The organism is Levilactobacillus andaensis, assembly GCF_016861695.1.
GTDB classification, from domain to species: Bacteria; Bacillota; Bacilli; order Lactobacillales; family Lactobacillaceae; genus Levilactobacillus; species Levilactobacillus andaensis.
Genome location: NZ_BOLP01000014.1, coordinates 75,675 through 94,677, shown reverse-complemented (window position 1 = coordinate 94,677; position 19,003 = coordinate 75,675). Strand labels below are relative to the sequence as shown.

The following is a 19,003-nucleotide window of genomic DNA, read 5'->3' as shown; positions in this document are numbered from 1 at the left end:
TCGGAATCAGAGTCACTGTCAGAGTCGGAGTCACTGTCGGAATCGGAATCACTGTCGGAGTCTGAATCGCTGTCGGAGTCTGAATCGCTGTCGGAATCTGAGTCACTATCGGAGTCAGAATCACTATCGGAATCTGAGTCACTATCGGAGTCAGAATCACTATCGGAATCTGAGTCACTGTCGGAGTCTGAGTCACTGTCGCTGTCAGAATCACTGTCGGAATCTGAGTCACTGTCGGAATCTGAGTCACTGTCGGAGTCTGAGTCACTGTCGGAGTCTGAGTCACTGTCGGAGTCTGAGTCACTGTCGCTGTCAGAATCACTGTCGGAATCTGAGTCACTGTCGGAGTCTGAATCGCTGTCGCTGTCAGAGTCACTGTCGGAATCTGAGTCGCTGTCGCTGTCGGAATCCGAATCACTGTCGGAATCCGAATCACTGTCGGAGTCTGAGTCGCTATCGGAGTCTGAGTCACTGTCGGAGTCTGAATCGCTGTCGGAATCAGAGTCACTATCGGAGTCTGAATCACTATCGGAATCTGAGTCACTGTCGGAGTCTGAGTCACTGTCGCTGTCAGAATCACTGTCGGAATCAGAGTCACTGTCGGAGTCTGAATCGCTGTCGGAATCCGAATCACTGTCGGAGTCTGAGTCGCTATCGGAGTCTGAGTCACTGTCGCTGTCAGAATCACTGTCGGAATCTGAGTCACTGTCAGAGTCTGAATCGCTGTCGCTATCTGAGTCACTGTCAGAGTCTGAGTCACTGTCGGAATCGGAATCGCTGTCGCTATCTGAGTCACTGTCAGAATCGGAATCGCTGTCAGAGTCTGAATCACTGTCGGAGTCTGAATCACTGTCGGAGTCTGAATCACTGTCGGAGTCTGAATCGCTGTCGGAGTCTGAATCGCTGTCGGAATCAGAGTCACTGTCGGAGTCTGAGTCACTGTCGGAATCAGAGTCACTGTCGGAATCGGAATCACTGTCGGAGTCTGAATCGCTGTCGGAATCAGAGTCACTATCGGAGTCTGAATCACTATCGGAATCTGAGTCACTGTCGGAGTCTGAGTCACTGTCGCTGTCAGAATCACTGTCGGAATCAGAGTCACTGTCGGAGTCTGAATCGCTGTCGGAATCAGAGTCACTGTCAGAGTCGGAGTCACTGTCGCTATCTGAGTCACTATCGCTATCTGAATCGCTGTCGCTATCTGAGTCGCTATCAGAATCGGAATCGCTGTCACTATCTGAGTCACTGTCGGAGTCAGAATCACTGTCGGAATCTGAGTCGCTATCGGAATCACTGTCGCTGTCAGAATCACTGTCGGAATCGGAATCACTGTCGGAGTCTGAATCGCTGTCGGAATCAGAGTCGCTGTCGGAATCAGAGTCACTGTCAGAGTCGGAGTCACTGTCGGAATCGGAATCACTGTCGGAATCTGAGTCACTGTCGGAGTCTGAGTCACTGTCGGAGTCTGAGTCACTGTCGGAGTCTGAGTCACTGTCGCTGTCAGAATCACTGTCGGAATCTGAGTCACTGTCGGAGTCTGAATCGCTGTCGCTGTCAGAGTCACTGTCGGAATCTGAGTCGCTGTCGCTGTCGGAATCCGAATCACTGTCGGAATCCGAATCACTGTCGGAGTCTGAGTCGCTATCGGAGTCTGAATCGCTGTCGGAATCAGAGTCACTATCGGAGTCAGAATCACTATCGGAATCTGAGTCACTGTCGGAGTCTGAGTCACTGTCGCTGTCAGAATCACTGTCGGAATCAGAGTCACTGTCGGAATCAGAGTCACTGTCGGAATCGGAATCGCTGTCGCTATCTGAGTCACTATCGCTATCTGAATCGCTGTCGCTATCTGAGTCGCTGTCAGAATCGGAATCGCTGTCAGAGTCTGAATCACTGTCGGAGTCTGAATCGCTGTCGGAGTCTGAATCGCTGTCAGAGTCTGAGTCACTGTCGGAATCCGAGTCGCTGTCGGAATCCGAGTCGCTGTCAGAATCGGAATCACTATCTGAGTCACTGTCGCTGTCAGAGTCGCTGTCGGAGTCAGAATCACTGTCGGAATCTGAGTCGCTATCGGAATCGGAATCGCTGTCGGAATCTGAGTCACTGTCGCTGTCAGAATCACTGTCGGAATCGGAATCACTGTCGGAGTCAGAGTCACTATCGGAGTCTGAATCACTATCGGAATCTGAGTCACTGTCGGAGTCTGAGTCACTGTCGCTGTCAGAGTCGCTGTCGGAGTCAGAATCACTGTCGGAATCTGAGTCGCTATCGGAATCGCTGTCGGAATCGGAATCACTGTCGGAGTCTGAATCGCTGTCGCTATCTGAGTCACTATCAGAATCGGAATCACTGTCGCTATCTGAGTCGCTGTCGGAATCCGAATCACTGTCAGAATCGGAGTCACTGTCAGAATCAGAATCGCTGTCGCTATCTGAGTCGCTGTCAGAATCGGAATCGCTGTCAGAGTCTGAATCACTGTCGGAGTCTGAATCGCTGTCAGAGTCCGAGTCACTATCGGAATCTGAGTCGCTGTCGCTATCGGAATCACTATCAGAATCCGAATCACTATCAGAATCCGAATCACTATCAGAATCCGAATCACTATCAGAATCCGAGTCACTATCAGAATCCGAGTCACTATCAGAATCCGAGTCACTATCAGAATCCGAGTCACTATCAGTTTCTTGATGTGCTTCTACCGCTAAACTTGCGTAAGCAGAAGCGTCATTTGCTGCACTGGAAGCTTTTTCCTTGGCATCTTGCGCTGCGGAAGCTGCTTCCTTAGCCTGATTTGCATAACTTGAAGCCGCTGCGTTATCTCCTGCTGCTTCAGCAGAATCGGCGTTTGTTTGTGCTTCTACTGCCGCACTGGCTGCATCTGATGCAGACTGTGCAGCTTGACTTGCAACGTTTGCTGCTTCGGCTGCTTGGGCTGCATATGAAGTGGATTCAACATAATCTTCACCTGCATACTGATCAGCCACATTAGCATAAGAGTTCGCGATGCTTGCGTAAACGCCCGCGTCAGCTGCTGCGCTAGCTGCTGCGCTGGCTGCGTCTGATGCGGCCACGCCTTGGGAACTCAACACAGTCAAGTAAGCACTACCCAGCGTTACTGAGCTACCACTTCCTGTAATAACCAGGTAGTAGTAACCTGCGCCACCTAATGTCACATCTTCAAGTTTCAATGTTGATTCGGTCGCGCCACTGATAGCTTTTCCAGTTCCAGTTGCAGAATCTGACTTGTACCACTGGTAGCTAACCACGTCATCAGCCGTACCAGAATTCGTTTGTGGAGTGAAGTAGACGGTATCACCAGCATTAGCCGTTTGATCCAGTAATCCATTACCGATCGTAATCTCTTTAGAGTCGGAATATGATGACCCATCACTATTAGTGATAGTTGCTGTAATGGTAACTTTACCCTTACTATCAGTTGAAACTGGTGTTACCACCCCAGCACCATCAACCGTAGCAATGCTGGTGTTACTACTCTTCCAGGTCACCGTTCCCGTTGCATTGCTTGGGTTAGTTGTTGCCACGTAAGTTCCTGGTGCCGAGTTCAGCAAGTAATCGTCCCCAGCAATCGTAATCCCAGTTGCGGCAACTTCCTTGTCGTAAACGTTAACTTCGGCGACATCACTGTACAGCGTAGCACCAATGATTACACCATAGTCAGAAACCATCTGGAAGCGCAAGTTTCCTTTAAACGTATCGTTGGTTTCAACCGTTAACGTACTTGACGTTGACGTTTTGATTCCTAATCCATTGTTACTCTTCGCGTCAGCTGACTTCAGATAACCTTGGTCCACAGCCTTGCTAACCTTCATCCACGATCCGTTGACCTGAACATACCAGGTTACAGAGGTCGTGAAGGCCGGAATGTTGACCAGACCTAGCTTGGTCGTCCCAGTCAGTGTAAACGTACTGTTCTGCATCGTCGAAGTCAGTGGTGCTGGTTGTTGCGTGTAACCATTGTTCAGAGCAATTCCCCAAATAACTGAGGCATTCCCACTTGGCTTACCTTCATACTTCGACGTATTGTTCGAGTAATTCCCAGCTTCGAAGGCTGCGTCCGCGGCGGCTGCGGCGGCTGACGTTGCGGCCGTGGCATAAGAATTTCCACTAGCAGCTGCCGAGTTGCTCAACGAAACGTAGGAGCTAGCAGCGATAAAGTTACCAGCCGCTACTGCTGAGGAGGCTTGTGCCATGTAGCTGTTGGCTTCGGCGGCAGCAATGTCTCCGGAAGCAGCAGCAAATTGTGCGGATTGTGCGTAATCTAAGGCCTCGGCCACATAGGAAGATCCCAAGCTGGTGTTGGTCTTATTTGCACTTGCCAAGGAGTTTGCGGTTGAAGCTGCTACTGCCGCATTGGAACCTGCTAGTGAGTCTTGAAGTACAATAGCGGCGGCAACGGAAGCAGCGTATGAAGATTGAGCATCGATAATGCTTGCGGTTGCTGCAGCAGCTGCACTACCCGCAACTTCAGCTGCAGAGTTAGCGAAGGTTAAATTAGTGTTCGCTGCATCGGCTGCGTTGGCTGCATCATCATACGTGCTTGCAGCGGCGGCATTACTTGATGCCTTACTTGCGGCTTGTGCGTAAGACTTGGCTGCTGAAGCGGCCGAAGTTGCAATGGAGTTCGCTGTTGACGCGCCGGAGTTAAAGTCTCCACCGGCTGCCAAGTAAGCATTATTAGCATCTTGAGCGTGCGAGTTGGCTAAATTGTACGCACTGTTAGCGGCACTTGCTGCATTGGCCGCAGTTTGCGCATAACTGCTAGACAGGTATTCGCCGGTATTTTTATCGCCTGTTACCCCTGCTGCTTTAAGCAAGGCTTGGTCCACGTAACTTTGCGCGGTCGAAGCAGCTGAGTTTGCTAACAGTCCGTATGAGTTAGCATCATTGGCGCTTGCCGTAGCTACAGCAGCGTATGAGCTCGCACTCGTGTAATCGCCGGATTCTTCGGCTACCGCAGCGTTGCTTTGTGCGGTACTAGCTGCGGTTGCGGCCGTTTTGGCGTTGGCAGCGTATGAGCTTGCATTTGCAGTGTTTTCTCGACCTTTAGTCGCATAGGATGACGCCGTTAACAATTCTTGTTCATTAAAGGTAACCAACTTATCCATATTTGTTACTGCAGTACTGGCTGCCGTTGCATTGGAGGAGGCCTTAGCTGCATAGCTAGCAGCTAAACTTGCGGCTGCACTGGCTTGATCCGTGTACGTCCCTTTAGCATCCGTTACCACAACGGTAATGATGTTACTTGCTTGGGCGAAGTTCACAGTAGAACCAATTGTCAATGGGATTGACTTCTTACCGGTTGCTACCATTTGGTAGTAGTAAGTACCACCGGCCGCCGGGGTGATAATATTGTTCGTTGGTTTTTCGTTGCTAGAAGTCGTTGGATCGTTTAAAGCCGACCAAGTTTTGCCATCGGTCGAAACATACCACGTGTAGGTTACCTTGCCGCTGAGGCTGTACAGACCAGAGATACCCAAGTTCGTGGTCAGGGTAATTGAATCGCCCAAGTTGGCCAGGACCTTATCAGCGGCTAATGTTGCCGTCACGTTACCTTCATTGTCCGTGTTTGGCGTTTCAACGTTGGTATCAAACTGTTCAGCCAAGCTTGCAGCTGTGGCAGCCTCGGCAGCGGCGCTACTAGCCACCACTGCGGCTGAATCGGCCGTTAAAGCAAAGTTATGGGCTTCTTTAGGCGTTGCGGCTGTGGCAGCGTTAACTGCTGCCGTGCTAGCCGTTGCAGCGGCTTCTGAAGCAACCGCAGCGTAACTGGAGGCATTGGCAGCATATTGCGCCGATTGGTCCCCATTATAACCACTAGCTGCTACAGCGGCACTGGCTGCAGCACTGGCTGCGTTGCTAGCCTTGTTGGCACTACTGTTGGCTTCACTAACTGCATCCGTGATGGACAAGTCGACAGCCTGCTTAGCTGCGGCTACCGCTTGGTCACGGAAATCGCTGGCCGCCTGGTTCGCTGCCACTGCATCTACAGTAGCTACCTGAATCACTGAGGCTAAAGCGGTGCTGGCTGCATCATAGTCACCAGAAACGGCGGCACTACTTGCAGTTTCGTAAAGTTTGTCAGCTTGATTAGCTAAACTAAGCGCTTCGGCTGCAGCTGAACTAGCTGAGGAGAACGCTGAGTTAGCTGCCGTGGCAGCTGCTAAGGCGGCTGAGTTATCCTTGGCGTACTGTGTTGCCAGGTACGCGCTGCTAGCTGCTGAGGAAGCTTCTTCAACCGCAACTGCAGCTGAGTTCGCCAACTTATGCGCATCCTTAGCGTAGGAACTCACGATATCCTTAGCACCCTGAGCAGCGGCGATCCGTGCTGCGTCGGCGGCGCTAGACGTTACGTCGGCATAGGACTTTGCGTCCTCAGCGTATGAGTTCGCCATTGAATTCGCAGCGGCATAGGATTGAGCCATTCCCGGAGCATCGCTAGAAACGTCCGTTGCTGCTAGGTACATGTTAGCTAAACTATTGTAATGTTTAGCGTAGTCGTAAGCTTGTAAAGTTTCTTTATATGCGCTATTGGCCGCACTCGTTGCTGACTGCGTGTCCGTTGTTGGAACCAACGTTGCGTAGCTAGATGCTGCACTGGCCGCTGACGAGGCTGCGTTTGCTGCGGATGATGCCGCGTTAGCCGCAGTACTGTCGGCAGCCGATGATTCAACAGCGTTCGTTGCGACAGCCTTCTTAGTCGCGGCTGTCTTGGTGACGGCCTTGGTAACGTTCGTAGTCAAGGTGACGTCAGTGTTGGCGTTTGCTGCGATTCGTTCTGCAGCTAAGCTAGCGGCCGTTGTGGCATCGCTAGTTGCGTTGGCACTCGTGGCTTCAGCACTGGTTGCCTCTGCACTAGTTACTACCGCACTGGTTGTGCCGCTTGAGGATTCAGTAGCATTTGATGAAGCGCTTTCACCCGAAGCCGCACTGTTACTGGCTTCGGCGCTTGTTTCCGTAGTCGTTTCTGCCTCTGCCGTAGCAGTTGACGTTGTATTACTCTCGGTAGCTATACTAGATGCCGCCGAACTCGATTTTAACGTGGCTGTGTTCGATGAATTGGTAGCTGAGGCGACCGCTGTGCTGGCGGAACTATCGGCCTGACTAGAAGTATCTGCTTTGGCTGTTAGGTTCCCGGCACCTAATAACGAGAAAGACGCAATAGCAGTGAAGACCCAAGTCTTCCCTGCCTTAAACATCTTGTAACGTAATTTAGGATCGCCGTTAAAAGCTTTATTCCGCATAAATTTCACTTTTAATGTCCTCCTTGTATGAATGACCGACTAAATTGCACTGTACTCCCCCGACTATTAGCCTAGAAATAGTTCTAGACCAAAGTCTAAGTGGTCTATACACGTTGCTATAGTAAAACGTGAGTAGTGTAAAACAATATCATTTCGCTTACGAGTTTATCATAAATTTCATACATAGACTATTCATATCTCCCAATATAAATTGGTATAGGTGATATTTGATATAAACATTTTTTTAAATTAAAAAGTTCACATCTTTGTCAATTGCCGTCCACTAACATTTTATCAGCTGATAATCCCCAAAATAACGCCATATTAGTGTCACAAAAGGCTTTCATCATTAACAGTGCTTGCTTTATTTTCACCTTTAAAAAAGCTTTAACATTATGTTTTAATTAGAAAATCTGTCCACTTACTCAAAACTGGTGAATAGTTGTTTGGCCATATTTAAGACGCCATTGCAACTAATATCTCCCACTATTTTTATAAAATTCGTAAGTAAATTTTATTTTCTACCCCATTTCTTCAAATGTGTAACTTAATCATATTTAGTGATTTTAACATTTTTTTGTTGCACTTAAATCAACTATTACGTGTCAACCCCACTGTTCATGCGATTCACTAGCACTCTGATGATTGTCTAACACCAAAGGAAAACACTAAGCCAGCAATTTATTGGCTACTGTAACCACCGCAAAAAAGAACCCGCCGCACCAACATTAGGTGTGACGGGTTCTTTAGGTCGTTAAATTAACTCAATCAGCTAACACATTGCGAATCAAATCTTGCCATTTCTTCGTGACAGCTGTTGCTGAAAACTTCTCGGCAGTCGCGAGACTTTCATGCCGGAACTGCTCTTGTAGGTCGGGCTGACGTAAATAATCTCGTATCTTTTCATATAGTTCGTTCTGATCGTTGGCGGTCACTAAAGACCCGTTAACGCCGTCTTGAATCAACTCACTTGGCCCATAGCGCACGTCGTAGCTAATGACGGGCACACCAAAGTTCTGGGCTTCTAGCGTTGCCAGCGAGAAGCCCTCTTCACGACTTGTCAGCAGCGCCAAAGACGCCTTCTGATATTCTTCCGTTAGGTCCGGATAAAAGCCGCGCAAGAAGATATTCTTTTCCAAGTGATGCTCTTCAATAAAGTCTCGTAAAGCCTTCTCCTGGCTCCCATAGCCAAACAGATGGAGCTGAACGTCCGGAAACTCTGCCACTAGCTTAGAAACGGCCACAGCCTGGTGCATGACCTGTTTTTCTGGAGCGTACCGAGCAACTCCAATAATCCGGTTAGCCTGGCGTTTTTCCGGTGCTAGGACCTGTGGTTGCGTGAAGCCTACGGGAATCGCTACTACTGGTAAATTAGGGAACCGTTCCAAGAGATCTCGTTTCTGATACTCGGTCGAACAGATAAAGCGGTCAAAATCCGAGATATGTTCCAGCATAAATCGGTAATGGCTCTTGATGCGCGAGTCCATGACATCCGTTTGACTCTGCGCGTGAGTGCTATGGAAGACAACGCAAACTTTGACAGCCGAATCCGTCTTGCTGAGAGCCTCAGCTAATTTCAGATTCCGGTCGCTAATGTAGACATCCCCGTCCTGATAGAGTGTATTAAAGAAGAATGTCTGGAGCTCTTCTTGCGTATTGAAAAAGTAGTCGCGCCCATCGCGGCCATGAACAATAATCTGCCGTAGTGTGGACTCTAACTTTTGATCAGAATCATATAGTTCCTCTAAACAGGCCTGGCCCTGCCGATTCAAGTAAACCTTTGCCTGAATCTTCTGCATCGCCGCCAAATAGACGATCTGACTGCGAAACCCCCGCTGGTCGAACAGTTCACGCTTGATCTTAGCGTGGTGTTGGTCAAAGTAATTCACGTACTCGATCGACCGATACTCCTGGTCGTAAAACCGTGCGTACAGCAAAAATTGACCATCTGCCGCAAAGACGCGGACATCCTTGGTGTTGGGGATATATTTCAGACTAAACCCACACGTCTCCCAATACGCGATCCAGTCAAACGACGTAACCGTTTCATCGTCCATTACGCCCTGAAAATAGTCGTACATCGAAAAGCAGCGACCATCCACGTCAAAACGACGGGCGTTCTCATGTAGTCTGGTATTAAAGCCCACCGTCAAAATTTTAGCAGCCATCCCCCCCCCGCTTTGAACAATGCCAAGCGGTTTAGTTGCGCCTTTTCAATCCCCGTTAAGTTCATTCCCAAGTTCTGATTGACAAAATAATTCACATTCGCCACCCCATCTATAATTATGTCTGCGCCATTACTCTCCAGAATACCCGTTCTACAAGTTAAAGTCATACTGTGACACCCGGATAGTTTAGCTCATCTAACTGGGCTCAGTCTTAGTTGCCTGCCCGACGGCTACCAGAAATTTCGCCGCTGGCTCCGACTACGCTCTGCCATATGAGACGTTGCCTAACCTTTAATTTGTTTTAGGAGTCGTTGTCACTCGGCCGTTGTCGTATAAAACGACCCGATTCGAATTCAACACCCAGCCTGCCAGTCGTCGCGAACGTTGCCAGCTCAATCCGGCCAGGGCCAAGGTTGCAGCGTCCATGGACGTACTCTTGACTCCCTGCTCATTTTCAGGTGGCGACCCCACCCGTCCAACGGACCAGGCCGCCATAAGTTCCACGGTCTGTACGCCCGCCTTGGACGCGTTAGTCCCTAATGGTCCACCGCCCAAATGCGGAATGCCAAATGCATGGCCGATTTCGTGGATCAATGCCGCTTCTTTCCAATTTTGCTGGTTACGCTGTGACAGGTTCTGAATACGCCAATTGCCCGGATAGAATAAAATTCCCCGACCATTGTACGTCTGACCGCCGAGTACCGACCGTGAACTCTTGCCGTCGTGAATGATCTCATCGCTTCGGTCCGGACGCGAGACCACTTCGACCACCGTTGTTCCCGCTACTTGATTCCAAAACGCCGCGGCATCCTTCACCATCCGGGTCGTCATGAAATGCGACTCATTATACAATTGTAGGACGCCATCGGCCCCCACAATATTCGCCAAATTCCGGCCGTCCAACTGATAAACGTGTCGGGTGGTCACAGCATCTAGACTGGTATTACCTCGGTACTGGTTACCGTGCGTGATTGCCGTTAAGGCCCGCAACTGCTTTTGCGAATAGAGGTGTCGGTCAATCCGACCACCCGCTGGACTATAGGTTGCGGTTCGCTGGTAGTCTTGTTTTGCGGACTGTTTCACCGCCGGCTGGGGGTTCTCGCGCACATTTAATTGCGTCATCCCCAGCACGACCAGGGCCAGCGCCGCAGCTGCCAATCCCCACTGAATCAGCCGTTTCCACATCATGTCGTTACACCTCTTTACCCAAAAACCGCCAACAACTTCAAATAAGTTCTTGGCGGCAACCAGTCATAACCGCTTAAACGGCGGCTTTTTCACGTGCTAAACTATCAAAATAATCCAGTAACTGTTGCCATTTCTCAAAGACAGCATCCTCCGAGTAACGCTTGGCATTCTCATACGCAGCGGCACTGTAAGCCTTCAGGAGCTTCTGGTCGCCCAACAATTTAATCATTGCATCCGCCAATTGTTGCGGCTGCCCATCTTCCGTCAGGATTCCCGTGACCCCATCTTGGATGATGTCGCTAGGGCCATATTTCACGTCGTTGGCCACCATTGGTACCCCGTGAGACTGAGCTTCGAGCAGCGTCAGTGAAAAACCTTCTGCACGACTTGGCAAAATACCGATCTGGGCGCGATCATAGACGGCATCGATATCACTCGTGTAGCCCTTAAAGGCAACGACGTCCTTCAAGCCGGCATCGCTCACTTGCTGCTTGAATTGTTGCTCAATATCCCCGTTCGCATACCCCCAGAGTTCAAGTCTGGCATTAGGGAATTGTTGATGGACCTGGGCAAAGGCCTGAATCGAGTGGTTCTGCTGCTTTTCAGGTGCTAACCGCGCCACGTGGACGATGAGGTCCTTTTGCCGGGCAGTGAAATCTTGGTGTGGTGCGGCAATCTCTTCATCCGAAACGTAACCAACCGGAATCGTAAAGGCTGGAATGTCACTCCCAAACCGGTTCACCACATCTTCCGACTGTTCTGGCGTGGCCGAAATGACCGCATCCCACTTTGCCCAGTTATTCAGGGCGTTCGTGTAGTTGTTGTTCAATGGCGAATGCAGCATGTCGCTCGGGTCGCTCACATGGTCATTGTGTAAGTGAAGCACCTTGAACGCCGACGTCTGCATGTGGAATAGGCCCCAGTCACATTCAACAGTCCGGTCACAAATGAAGACGTTGTGCTGGTCCAACCCATTCAATTCGTCGTAGAAGAAACGGGTCAACTCATTCATGCCGCTAAAGACCCAGCTACTATTGCGGTAGTTCAAGACGCGCCATGACAGGCACTCCTTGCCCCCGCGATTAAGGTAATGATTCTTTTCCAAGTGCACAAGGCCATCGGGACCGTAGTATTGTTCCTGAGAAATTTTGCCTTCGAGGTCAAAGAACTGTTCGAGACACTTGAAGCCGCGGACATCCCACCAGACCATCGACACGGTCCGACCATTGGCGTCGAAGTACTGGACGTTACTGATCTCCGTCGACTGCTTGCGGAAATAAATGATCATTAACATTTTCCCTTGCGCAAAGACCTGTAATTGGTCGTCCTTGCGCGTCGTGGTCGTATTAGCCGGCAAGGAAAAGTCATTCATCGTGAACGACTGACTGGCTGCTTGTGTACTCCCACAGAAAAATTCAAAGAGATTCACAAAATTTTCGCGTTGAATCCCAGATTGCCGCAAGATGTTCGTCAAATCCATGGAAAAAATTCGCGTCACAATTTTAGCTGGCACGTGGTGTTGATTGAACAAGTGTAGTCGGTTGATTTCCGCATGTTCAATCCCTGATTTTGAATACTGCATGTTATCGTTCAAAAAGTAATACATCTAGTCGACCTCCCTTAGCAATCTCGCTATTCGCCCTTCAATTCCTTCTGCCACCGGTTCCAAACCTTCCGGCGCGTCCATTGATCATGGGCTTTAATGTACGCCGCGTGGCTGAATGCTGTTAATTTTTGTTCATCCAACAACAAGTCAACAACCTTATCCGCCATAGCCAATGCTTGGCCAGGCGCAATGAGATAACCGTCCTTACCATCCGCAATGATGTCAGCTGGGCCGTAGTTGAATCGATAGCTGACCGCCGGAATCCCATGGATCATGGCTTCCAGCATCGCTAATGGTCCACCATCGGCTAGTGACATGTTGGTCATGACCTGGTAGTGGTCGTATTGATCGTTCAAGTCGGGCACGTAGTCTTTAAAGGTGACACTCGTTGTGAGATTCAGTTCCTGCGTTAATTTCTGCATGTCCTCAACGTACTTGGCACTGCCGTAACCGAACAAGGTAAAGGTGGCGTCTGGCACTCGGTCCTTGACCAGCGCAAACATCCGCAGTTGCTGTTCAATCTGCTTATCCTTAGCAATTCGACCGACGTAGATGACGCTGTGCGGCAATCGTTCGCTAGGGGCCACTTCCACCGTTTCTTCCTTTGAAGTCGGTAACGTGGTGACCGCTGGCATCGAGAAGACCGGTGCCTTAGGGAAACGCGTGCTCAGGTTAGCTGCCTGTTGGGGCGTTCCCGTGATGAAGCCGTCGAAATGACTGAAATGTTCAAACGCTGGTGCCAAGAAACCATCGAGGTCGGCATGAATCGGATCATTCGGACTGATTGCATGGTTGATCGGCACATAGACATACTTCCGTGAATTATCGTTCAACGCCAGCAATGGGTTGACCCCGGTCCCTGGACGATCGACGATGAAGGTCGTCCGTTCTGAATCCTGTTTGCTCAGCTCGTTCAAGAAGAAGGTAAACAAGTCATCCGCATTCTGGAAGAAACGGTCGCCCTCACCCTGATAATCCTTTAAGATCATCCGCGACGTCAGCGGCTTACCCTCAGTATCCTGGGTAAAGTATTCCTCAATTGCCGTTTGACCGTCAGCGCGATAGTAACGCTGTGAAATCAATTGCCCATTTTGGCCGAAATATTGAGTCGCCGACCGGAACCCGCGCCAGTCCCACAGATCGGTGCCAACACGGTTACCAAGTTGGTCGAAGAACTCATGATAGAAGACCCGGCCAATGGTACCAGGAATAAACCCAACGTTGGCGATCAGCCGGTCACCATCGAAGACCCCACTGAAGTTGGCACCAACATTTACTTCGTATTCAATTGGTAAATTTAATTTGTCTGTGGTCACAAACTTTGGCGTCCCCGTATCGGTCAGCCCTTGAAAGTAGTCGAACATGTTCATGACCTGATTATCAGCGACACCAAATTTACTAATGGTCTGGTGCAAGAGTCGATCATAAATCTTCGTCACGATCTTTGCGGGTGTTTTATAGTGATTGAACAACTTCACCCGATTCATTGCCGTATGCTCAACGCTTGAATTCTTTTGTAAGAGGTACTCATTAATAAAATAATACACGGTGTCACACTCCCATCCTCATCGTGAAGGGTCTTCACCCATTTCTAGTCAACTGGGCTTCCCAACAATAAAGTTTAAACTAATCTAAGTATACCTAATTAGTTTTATTAATAAAACCAATTGCTATCATCAATGATTCTTTTTTCACATTATCCAGCGGCGAAACCAAATCACCACGTCTAGCCTGACTAACTAGCGGATGATTAAGCGCTGTCATTTGCGTATAGTCAAGGATACAACAGTTTATAGACTGTGTAAATACCATCTGACTAATTCAATCAATTTATCATAGCAATTATTATAGCAGAAACTTATAGTTGAGTCGTTTAGCTTACAAATAAGGCAAAGTGTAACGTCGGCTGATCTGGATAAGCTGCCCAAACTATGGCCGCCGGAGGCTTCACCTTACCGGTCACCAGATATGGGCTGGAACGGTGCGGGCAACTGACACGCCCCTTACAGTTGATACTCCTATCCCATAAAAAATAGGACCGAGAAATTATCCTCAGTCCTACTGTTCTTACGATTTAGGAATCGTCGACACGATTTTACCGTTGTCATAATTGACAGTCGCCTTGGGGGTCGTGAACGCCCAGTTTGCCAGCTTCTGTGGTCGTGGCCACGCGATACCGGCAATGGTCAACGCCGCAGCATCCACCGGGGTACTCGTGATGCCCCGCTTATTTTCCAGCGGTGCATTGACCAGTTCAACACCCCAGTTGCCCATGAAGTCCGTGGATTTCTTATTGGCGTTGCGGTCATTAACACCCGCTGCACCACCACCCAGATTAGGAATGCCTAGCGCATGGCCAATTTCCCGCAACAAAATGGCTTCCTTCCAGTTATTCTTACCACGAGCCGTTAGCCCTGTCACCGCCCAGTTATGCGGATAAAAAAGCATCCCCATATTATTGTAAGTTTGCCCCCCAATACCGTATTTATTTTTCTCCTGATCGTCATGAATAACTTCATCGCTGGCTTTGGCCGTCTTCACAACCTCGACGATTCTTGTTCCCGCCAAGGTATTCCAATACTCAGCGGCGTCCTTGACCATCTTATCCGACATAAAGGACGACTCGTTATAGAGTTGGAGGACCCCATCGCGCCCCATGAAGTTGTTGATCGTATGACCGGCCACCTTATACGAATAGCGAGTAGCCACCTTATCCAGACTGGTATTCCCAGAATATTTGGTTCCATGGGTAATCGTCGTTAACTGTTTAAGCCTAGCCTGTGAGTACGTCTTCTGGTTGACTAAACCGTCATTGGTGCTCGTTCCCTTAGACCGCTGGTAGTAGTTATGGTTACCAAACAGCGAAATGTTCACTTTAGTCATGCCTTTAACCACAAAGAAAACCACGACTGCCAGAACAACCAGATATAGAATTCGTCGGAGCACCTTGAACATGTTTATTCCCCCAAATTTTTACGGCAGACCACTAATTGCGGTGGCTAACCCATTTAGTCTTGCGCGATGTGTTGGACAAAGTCTTGCCATTTCTGTTGAACCACTGCCGGTGCGTATGGTTTCAACAGTCGCTGACAGTTGGCCATCATTTTTAACTGTAACTCGTGATTTCCTAAATACTCACGCATCTTCTGGTACAGGGCCTCTTGATTGTCCGCTGGAACCAGAAAACCATTCTCACCATCCGTAATCATTTCACTCGGGCCGTAATTAATATTGTAGGCAATCACCGGCACACTGAAGCTTAATGACTCCAACGTTGCTAGTGAAAAGCCCTCTTCCTTACTGGTCATCAGTGCCAGTGACCCCTGCTGATAATCGGCCGTCAAGTCCGTTTGAAACCCGCGTAAGAAGACGTGGCTGGTTAAATGATGCGTGTTAATGTAGTCCCGCAGGATCTTCTCGATTTTGGGACCGGACCCCAACAGATGCAACTCAACGTCGGGAAATTCAGCCACTAAACGCTCAACTGCCTTCACTTGATGAAGTAGCTGCTTTTCAGGCGCATAGCGGGCAACACAGATGATGCGGTGGGGCTTGCGGGCCTTGAAATCAACCGGTTGCGGACTTGCAAAACCCACTGGAATGGTCACGACGGGTGGTAACGTTGCATACCGTGCTAATAGGTCGCGGCGCTGCTGATCCGTCGACACCACGATTCGATTGAGCTTCTCCGGATGAGCTAAGGTGTAATCATAAATATTAGCCTTCAAGGCCCCGGTCAAAATGTCTTGACCCACACGTACATGCGTACTATGGAAGACGGCACAAGTCGTAATCTCCGGTCGCAGGTTGTGAAAGGTCTCAGCCATGGCGCTGTTCCGGTCACAGTAATAGACATCGCCAGCCTGATAAAGTTGATTCAAGAAGAAGGTCCGAAATTCACTCTCCGTATCGAAAAAATAATCCCGGTGATGATAATCCTTCAGCGTAATTTTACGGAGAATTGATTTCGTATCATCGCGTCTATATTGCTTAATGATGCGAACTCGCTGCTGCTGGTCAAAGTAGAGCTCGCTGTTGATCGTACTTTGATCTGCCAGCATGCTGGTCCGGCTTAAAAACCCCCGGGTATCGTAAACGTCCCGCCGAATCTTAGCATGGTTTGGATTGAAATAATTGATGTAATCGATTCGCGTGTAATCCTTATCGAGAAAATGGGCATACATGATCAGCACGTCATTTCCCTTGGTAATTCGAATATCAAAGGATCCTGGGATCTCTTCCAAGTGGTAATGACACTCGTCTTCCCAGTACCGACGCCAATCCTTATGAGCCGTTTCGGCATCTTGACGGGCATTCTGAAAATAGTCATACATCGAGAAGCTGTTCTCTCTAACACCGAATTTTTTGGTGTACTCATGTAGCCGCGACTGATAGCTCAAATACAAAATGGTCGCTGGTAGGTTAGCCTGCTTAAATAGTCGCAGTCGATTGAACTGAGCTTCCTCAATTCCAGAAATTGTGGGACCAACGCTAATGTCTACGAAATAATTCATCTCTCTGTCCTTCTTTATGCGCTCTCTACTGCGCGTTTACTAGATAATGTTGCCTAATGATCAAAACACTAATACTGTGTTTCAAAGAACGACGAGGTTACAACATTAGCTTTACCTTTTATTCTACCATCAATTAATTTTCCCAGTTACTAAAAAGGTGACCGCCTCAAAGAATTTAGCGATCACACTATTTTAAAGTTAAATTTTAAATAACACTCTTACAATTCCCACGGGTATTTCCCGTCGGCACTCTTTTCGGTATGTGCCATCATATATTCTGTCCGCACAGCCATACGCTTTTGCGTCTTCTTGCGGTTGATGACCCGGAAGATCAAAACCAGGCTCCATAGGACCAAGTAGATCATTAACCTTATAAAAAATTGAACCCCATGTTGAGCAAAAATCATAGTTAAGACTGACATAAGATAGCACCTCCGTTTAAATCTGATTATCTTGCATGTGTTCATTATACAACACTTTTAATGTCGTTTACAGGTCTTCCTATAAATTTATTTATTTTATTTTTATGCCGCGCAAACGCCGTCACAACAGCATTCCTAGACTCGTTTTGTCTTATGCACACATTTTTAGTTCTGGAGTCATTACTTATTTTATTATATTTAGGCCGTTTGTGACCGCTTTCCTGTTTCATTGCTAACAGCAGGCATAAAAAATAGCCGCCTGCCGGACACATCACGTGCCCCACAGACTGCTATTTTTGGATAATTTTTATTCTAAGCCTTGAACCAAATCTTGCCATTGCTGCATGACGCGTACTGGTGAATACCGTTTAAGCAACGGCCGACAGTTTCGCATCATTTGTAATTGGAGATTGCGGTCGCCAAGATATAACCGCATCTTCTGGTACAGTGCTTCTTCGTCATCCGCCGGAATCAAGAAGCCATTCTGACCATCCGTAATCATCTCGCGGGGACCGTAATTAATGTCGTAGCTAATTACCGGCACGCTATAGCTTAAGGACTCCAGCGTTGCCAGGGAAAAGCCCTCTTCCTTACTGGTCATGAGCGCAAGCGCACCTTGGCGGTAATCGGCCGTTAAATCCTTCTGGAATCCACGGAGGAACACGTGATCCTTGAGCTGATGGTCGTCAATATATTGTTGCAGTTCGGCTCTGACCCGACCGCCATACCCCAACAAGTGCAGCTCGACGTCCGGAAATTCTGGAACGAGTCGTTCGACCGCTCGTACTTGATGTAACAGTTGCTTTTCGGGCGAGTACCGGGCGACACAAATAATGCGGTGGGGGTTACGCTGCGTAAAATCAACGTCATCCACTGGTTGTGGGACCGCGAACCCCACTGGAATACTGGCCACCGGTGGTAAGTCTGGCAGCCGTCGTTCAAGATCCAGCCGTTGCTGCTCGGTCGACACCACAATTCGCGAAATTTTGTCAGCATGCTCCAATGTATATTCGTAGCCACCAAATTTCAGTGAGCCGGTCATCGGGTCATCATCCGCACGGACGTGTGTGCTGTGGAAGATGGCTACGATCCGTACCTCAGGCTTCGTGTGGCTGAATGCAACGCCCATTTTACTATTGCGGTCCGCAAAGAACGTATCTCCCGATTGATAAAGCGAATCGAAGAAGAACGTCCGGAACTCGTCTTCGTTACCAAAATAGTAGTCGTGATGGCGATAGTCTTTTAGCGTAATCTCCCGCAAAAAGGCCTTCCCACTGGCAATCAAATACTGCTTAACGATCCGCACCTTGCCTTCCTGATCGTAATAGAGTTCCGTGTTGATCAGGTCCTTTTCGGCTAGAAGACACGTACAACTCAGGAAGCCCCGACTGTCATAGATATCCCGCCGAATCTTAATGTGGTCCTTGTCAAAGTAGTTGACGTAATTCAGCCGTGAATAGTCTGCGTCATAAAAACTGGCATACATAATAAACAAGCCATTCTCATCGGTAATCCGAATGTCGGCAACCCCTTCGATAAATTGAAGGTTGTAGTGACATGTTTCCCTCCAATAGTGCCGCCAATCAAAGTGCCCGAAGTCGGCATATTCTTCTGACCGTTGAAAATAGTCATAGATGGAGAAGCTGTCGTCTTGGATACCAAACTTTTTCGCAAATTCATGCAGTCGCGGTTTGTACGTTAAATAGATGATTTTGGCCGGTAATCCCGCCTGCTGAAACAAGCGTAATCGGTTAAATTCAGCCTTTTCAATGCCCGTAATGGCGCCGCCTAAATCAATGTCAACAAAATAATTCATGCTGGATTTACCCGCTTTCATTCCTAA

General features: G+C 48.8%; 9 protein-coding genes. All 9 read right to left on the bottom strand.

Features of this window, described 5'->3' with window-relative positions; genetic code table 11:
• Positions 1–7,262 (bottom strand): KxYKxGKxW signal peptide domain-containing protein (locus JUF10_RS10685; RefSeq protein ID WP_203642155.1); only part of this gene is annotated, 7,262 nt, incomplete at its 3' end.
• A gap of 764 nt (positions 7,263–8,026) precedes the next feature.
• Complete coding sequence (locus tag JUF10_RS10680; RefSeq protein ID WP_236008210.1) at positions 8,027–9,430, bottom strand: glycosyltransferase; 1,404 nt, start codon at positions 9,428–9,430, stop codon at positions 8,027–8,029.
• 291 nt (positions 9,431–9,721) lie between these two features.
• Complete coding sequence (locus JUF10_RS10675) at positions 9,722–10,618, bottom strand: zinc metalloprotease (protein ID WP_203642153.1); 897 nt, start codon at positions 10,616–10,618, stop codon at positions 9,722–9,724.
• A 73-nt stretch (positions 10,619–10,691) separates the two neighbouring features.
• Entirely contained in the window at positions 10,692–12,224 is a 1,533-nt protein-coding gene (locus tag JUF10_RS10670; protein ID WP_203642152.1) for a glycosyltransferase family 4 protein, read from the bottom strand.
• Positions 12,225–12,250: 26 nt separating this feature from the next.
• Positions 12,251–13,771 carry an accessory Sec system glycosyltransferase Asp1 gene (asp1, locus tag JUF10_RS10665; RefSeq protein WP_203642151.1) on the bottom strand — a complete coding sequence of 507 codons (1,521 nt, stop codon included), beginning with the start codon at positions 13,769–13,771 and terminating at the stop codon, positions 12,251–12,253.
• Between the two features lie 520 nt (positions 13,772–14,291).
• A complete protein-coding gene (locus JUF10_RS10660) occupies positions 14,292–15,179 on the bottom strand; it encodes a zinc metalloprotease (RefSeq protein WP_203642150.1) in 888 nt (295 codons plus the stop codon).
• A gap of 53 nt (positions 15,180–15,232) precedes the next feature.
• Complete coding sequence (locus JUF10_RS10655) at positions 15,233–16,738, bottom strand: glycosyltransferase (RefSeq protein ID WP_203642149.1); 1,506 nt, start codon at positions 16,736–16,738, stop codon at positions 15,233–15,235.
• A gap of 218 nt (positions 16,739–16,956) precedes the next feature.
• Positions 16,957–17,160 (bottom strand): hypothetical protein, encoded by a 204-nt coding sequence (locus tag JUF10_RS10650; RefSeq protein ID WP_203642148.1) that lies wholly within the window; start codon positions 17,158–17,160, stop codon positions 16,957–16,959.
• 307 nt (positions 17,161–17,467) lie between these two features.
• The gene (locus JUF10_RS10645) at positions 17,468–18,976 is read right to left on the bottom strand and encodes a glycosyltransferase (RefSeq protein WP_203642147.1); all 1,509 of its coding nucleotides are present in this window, start codon (positions 18,974–18,976) and stop codon (positions 17,468–17,470) included.
• Positions 18,977–19,003: the final 27 nt, after the last annotated feature.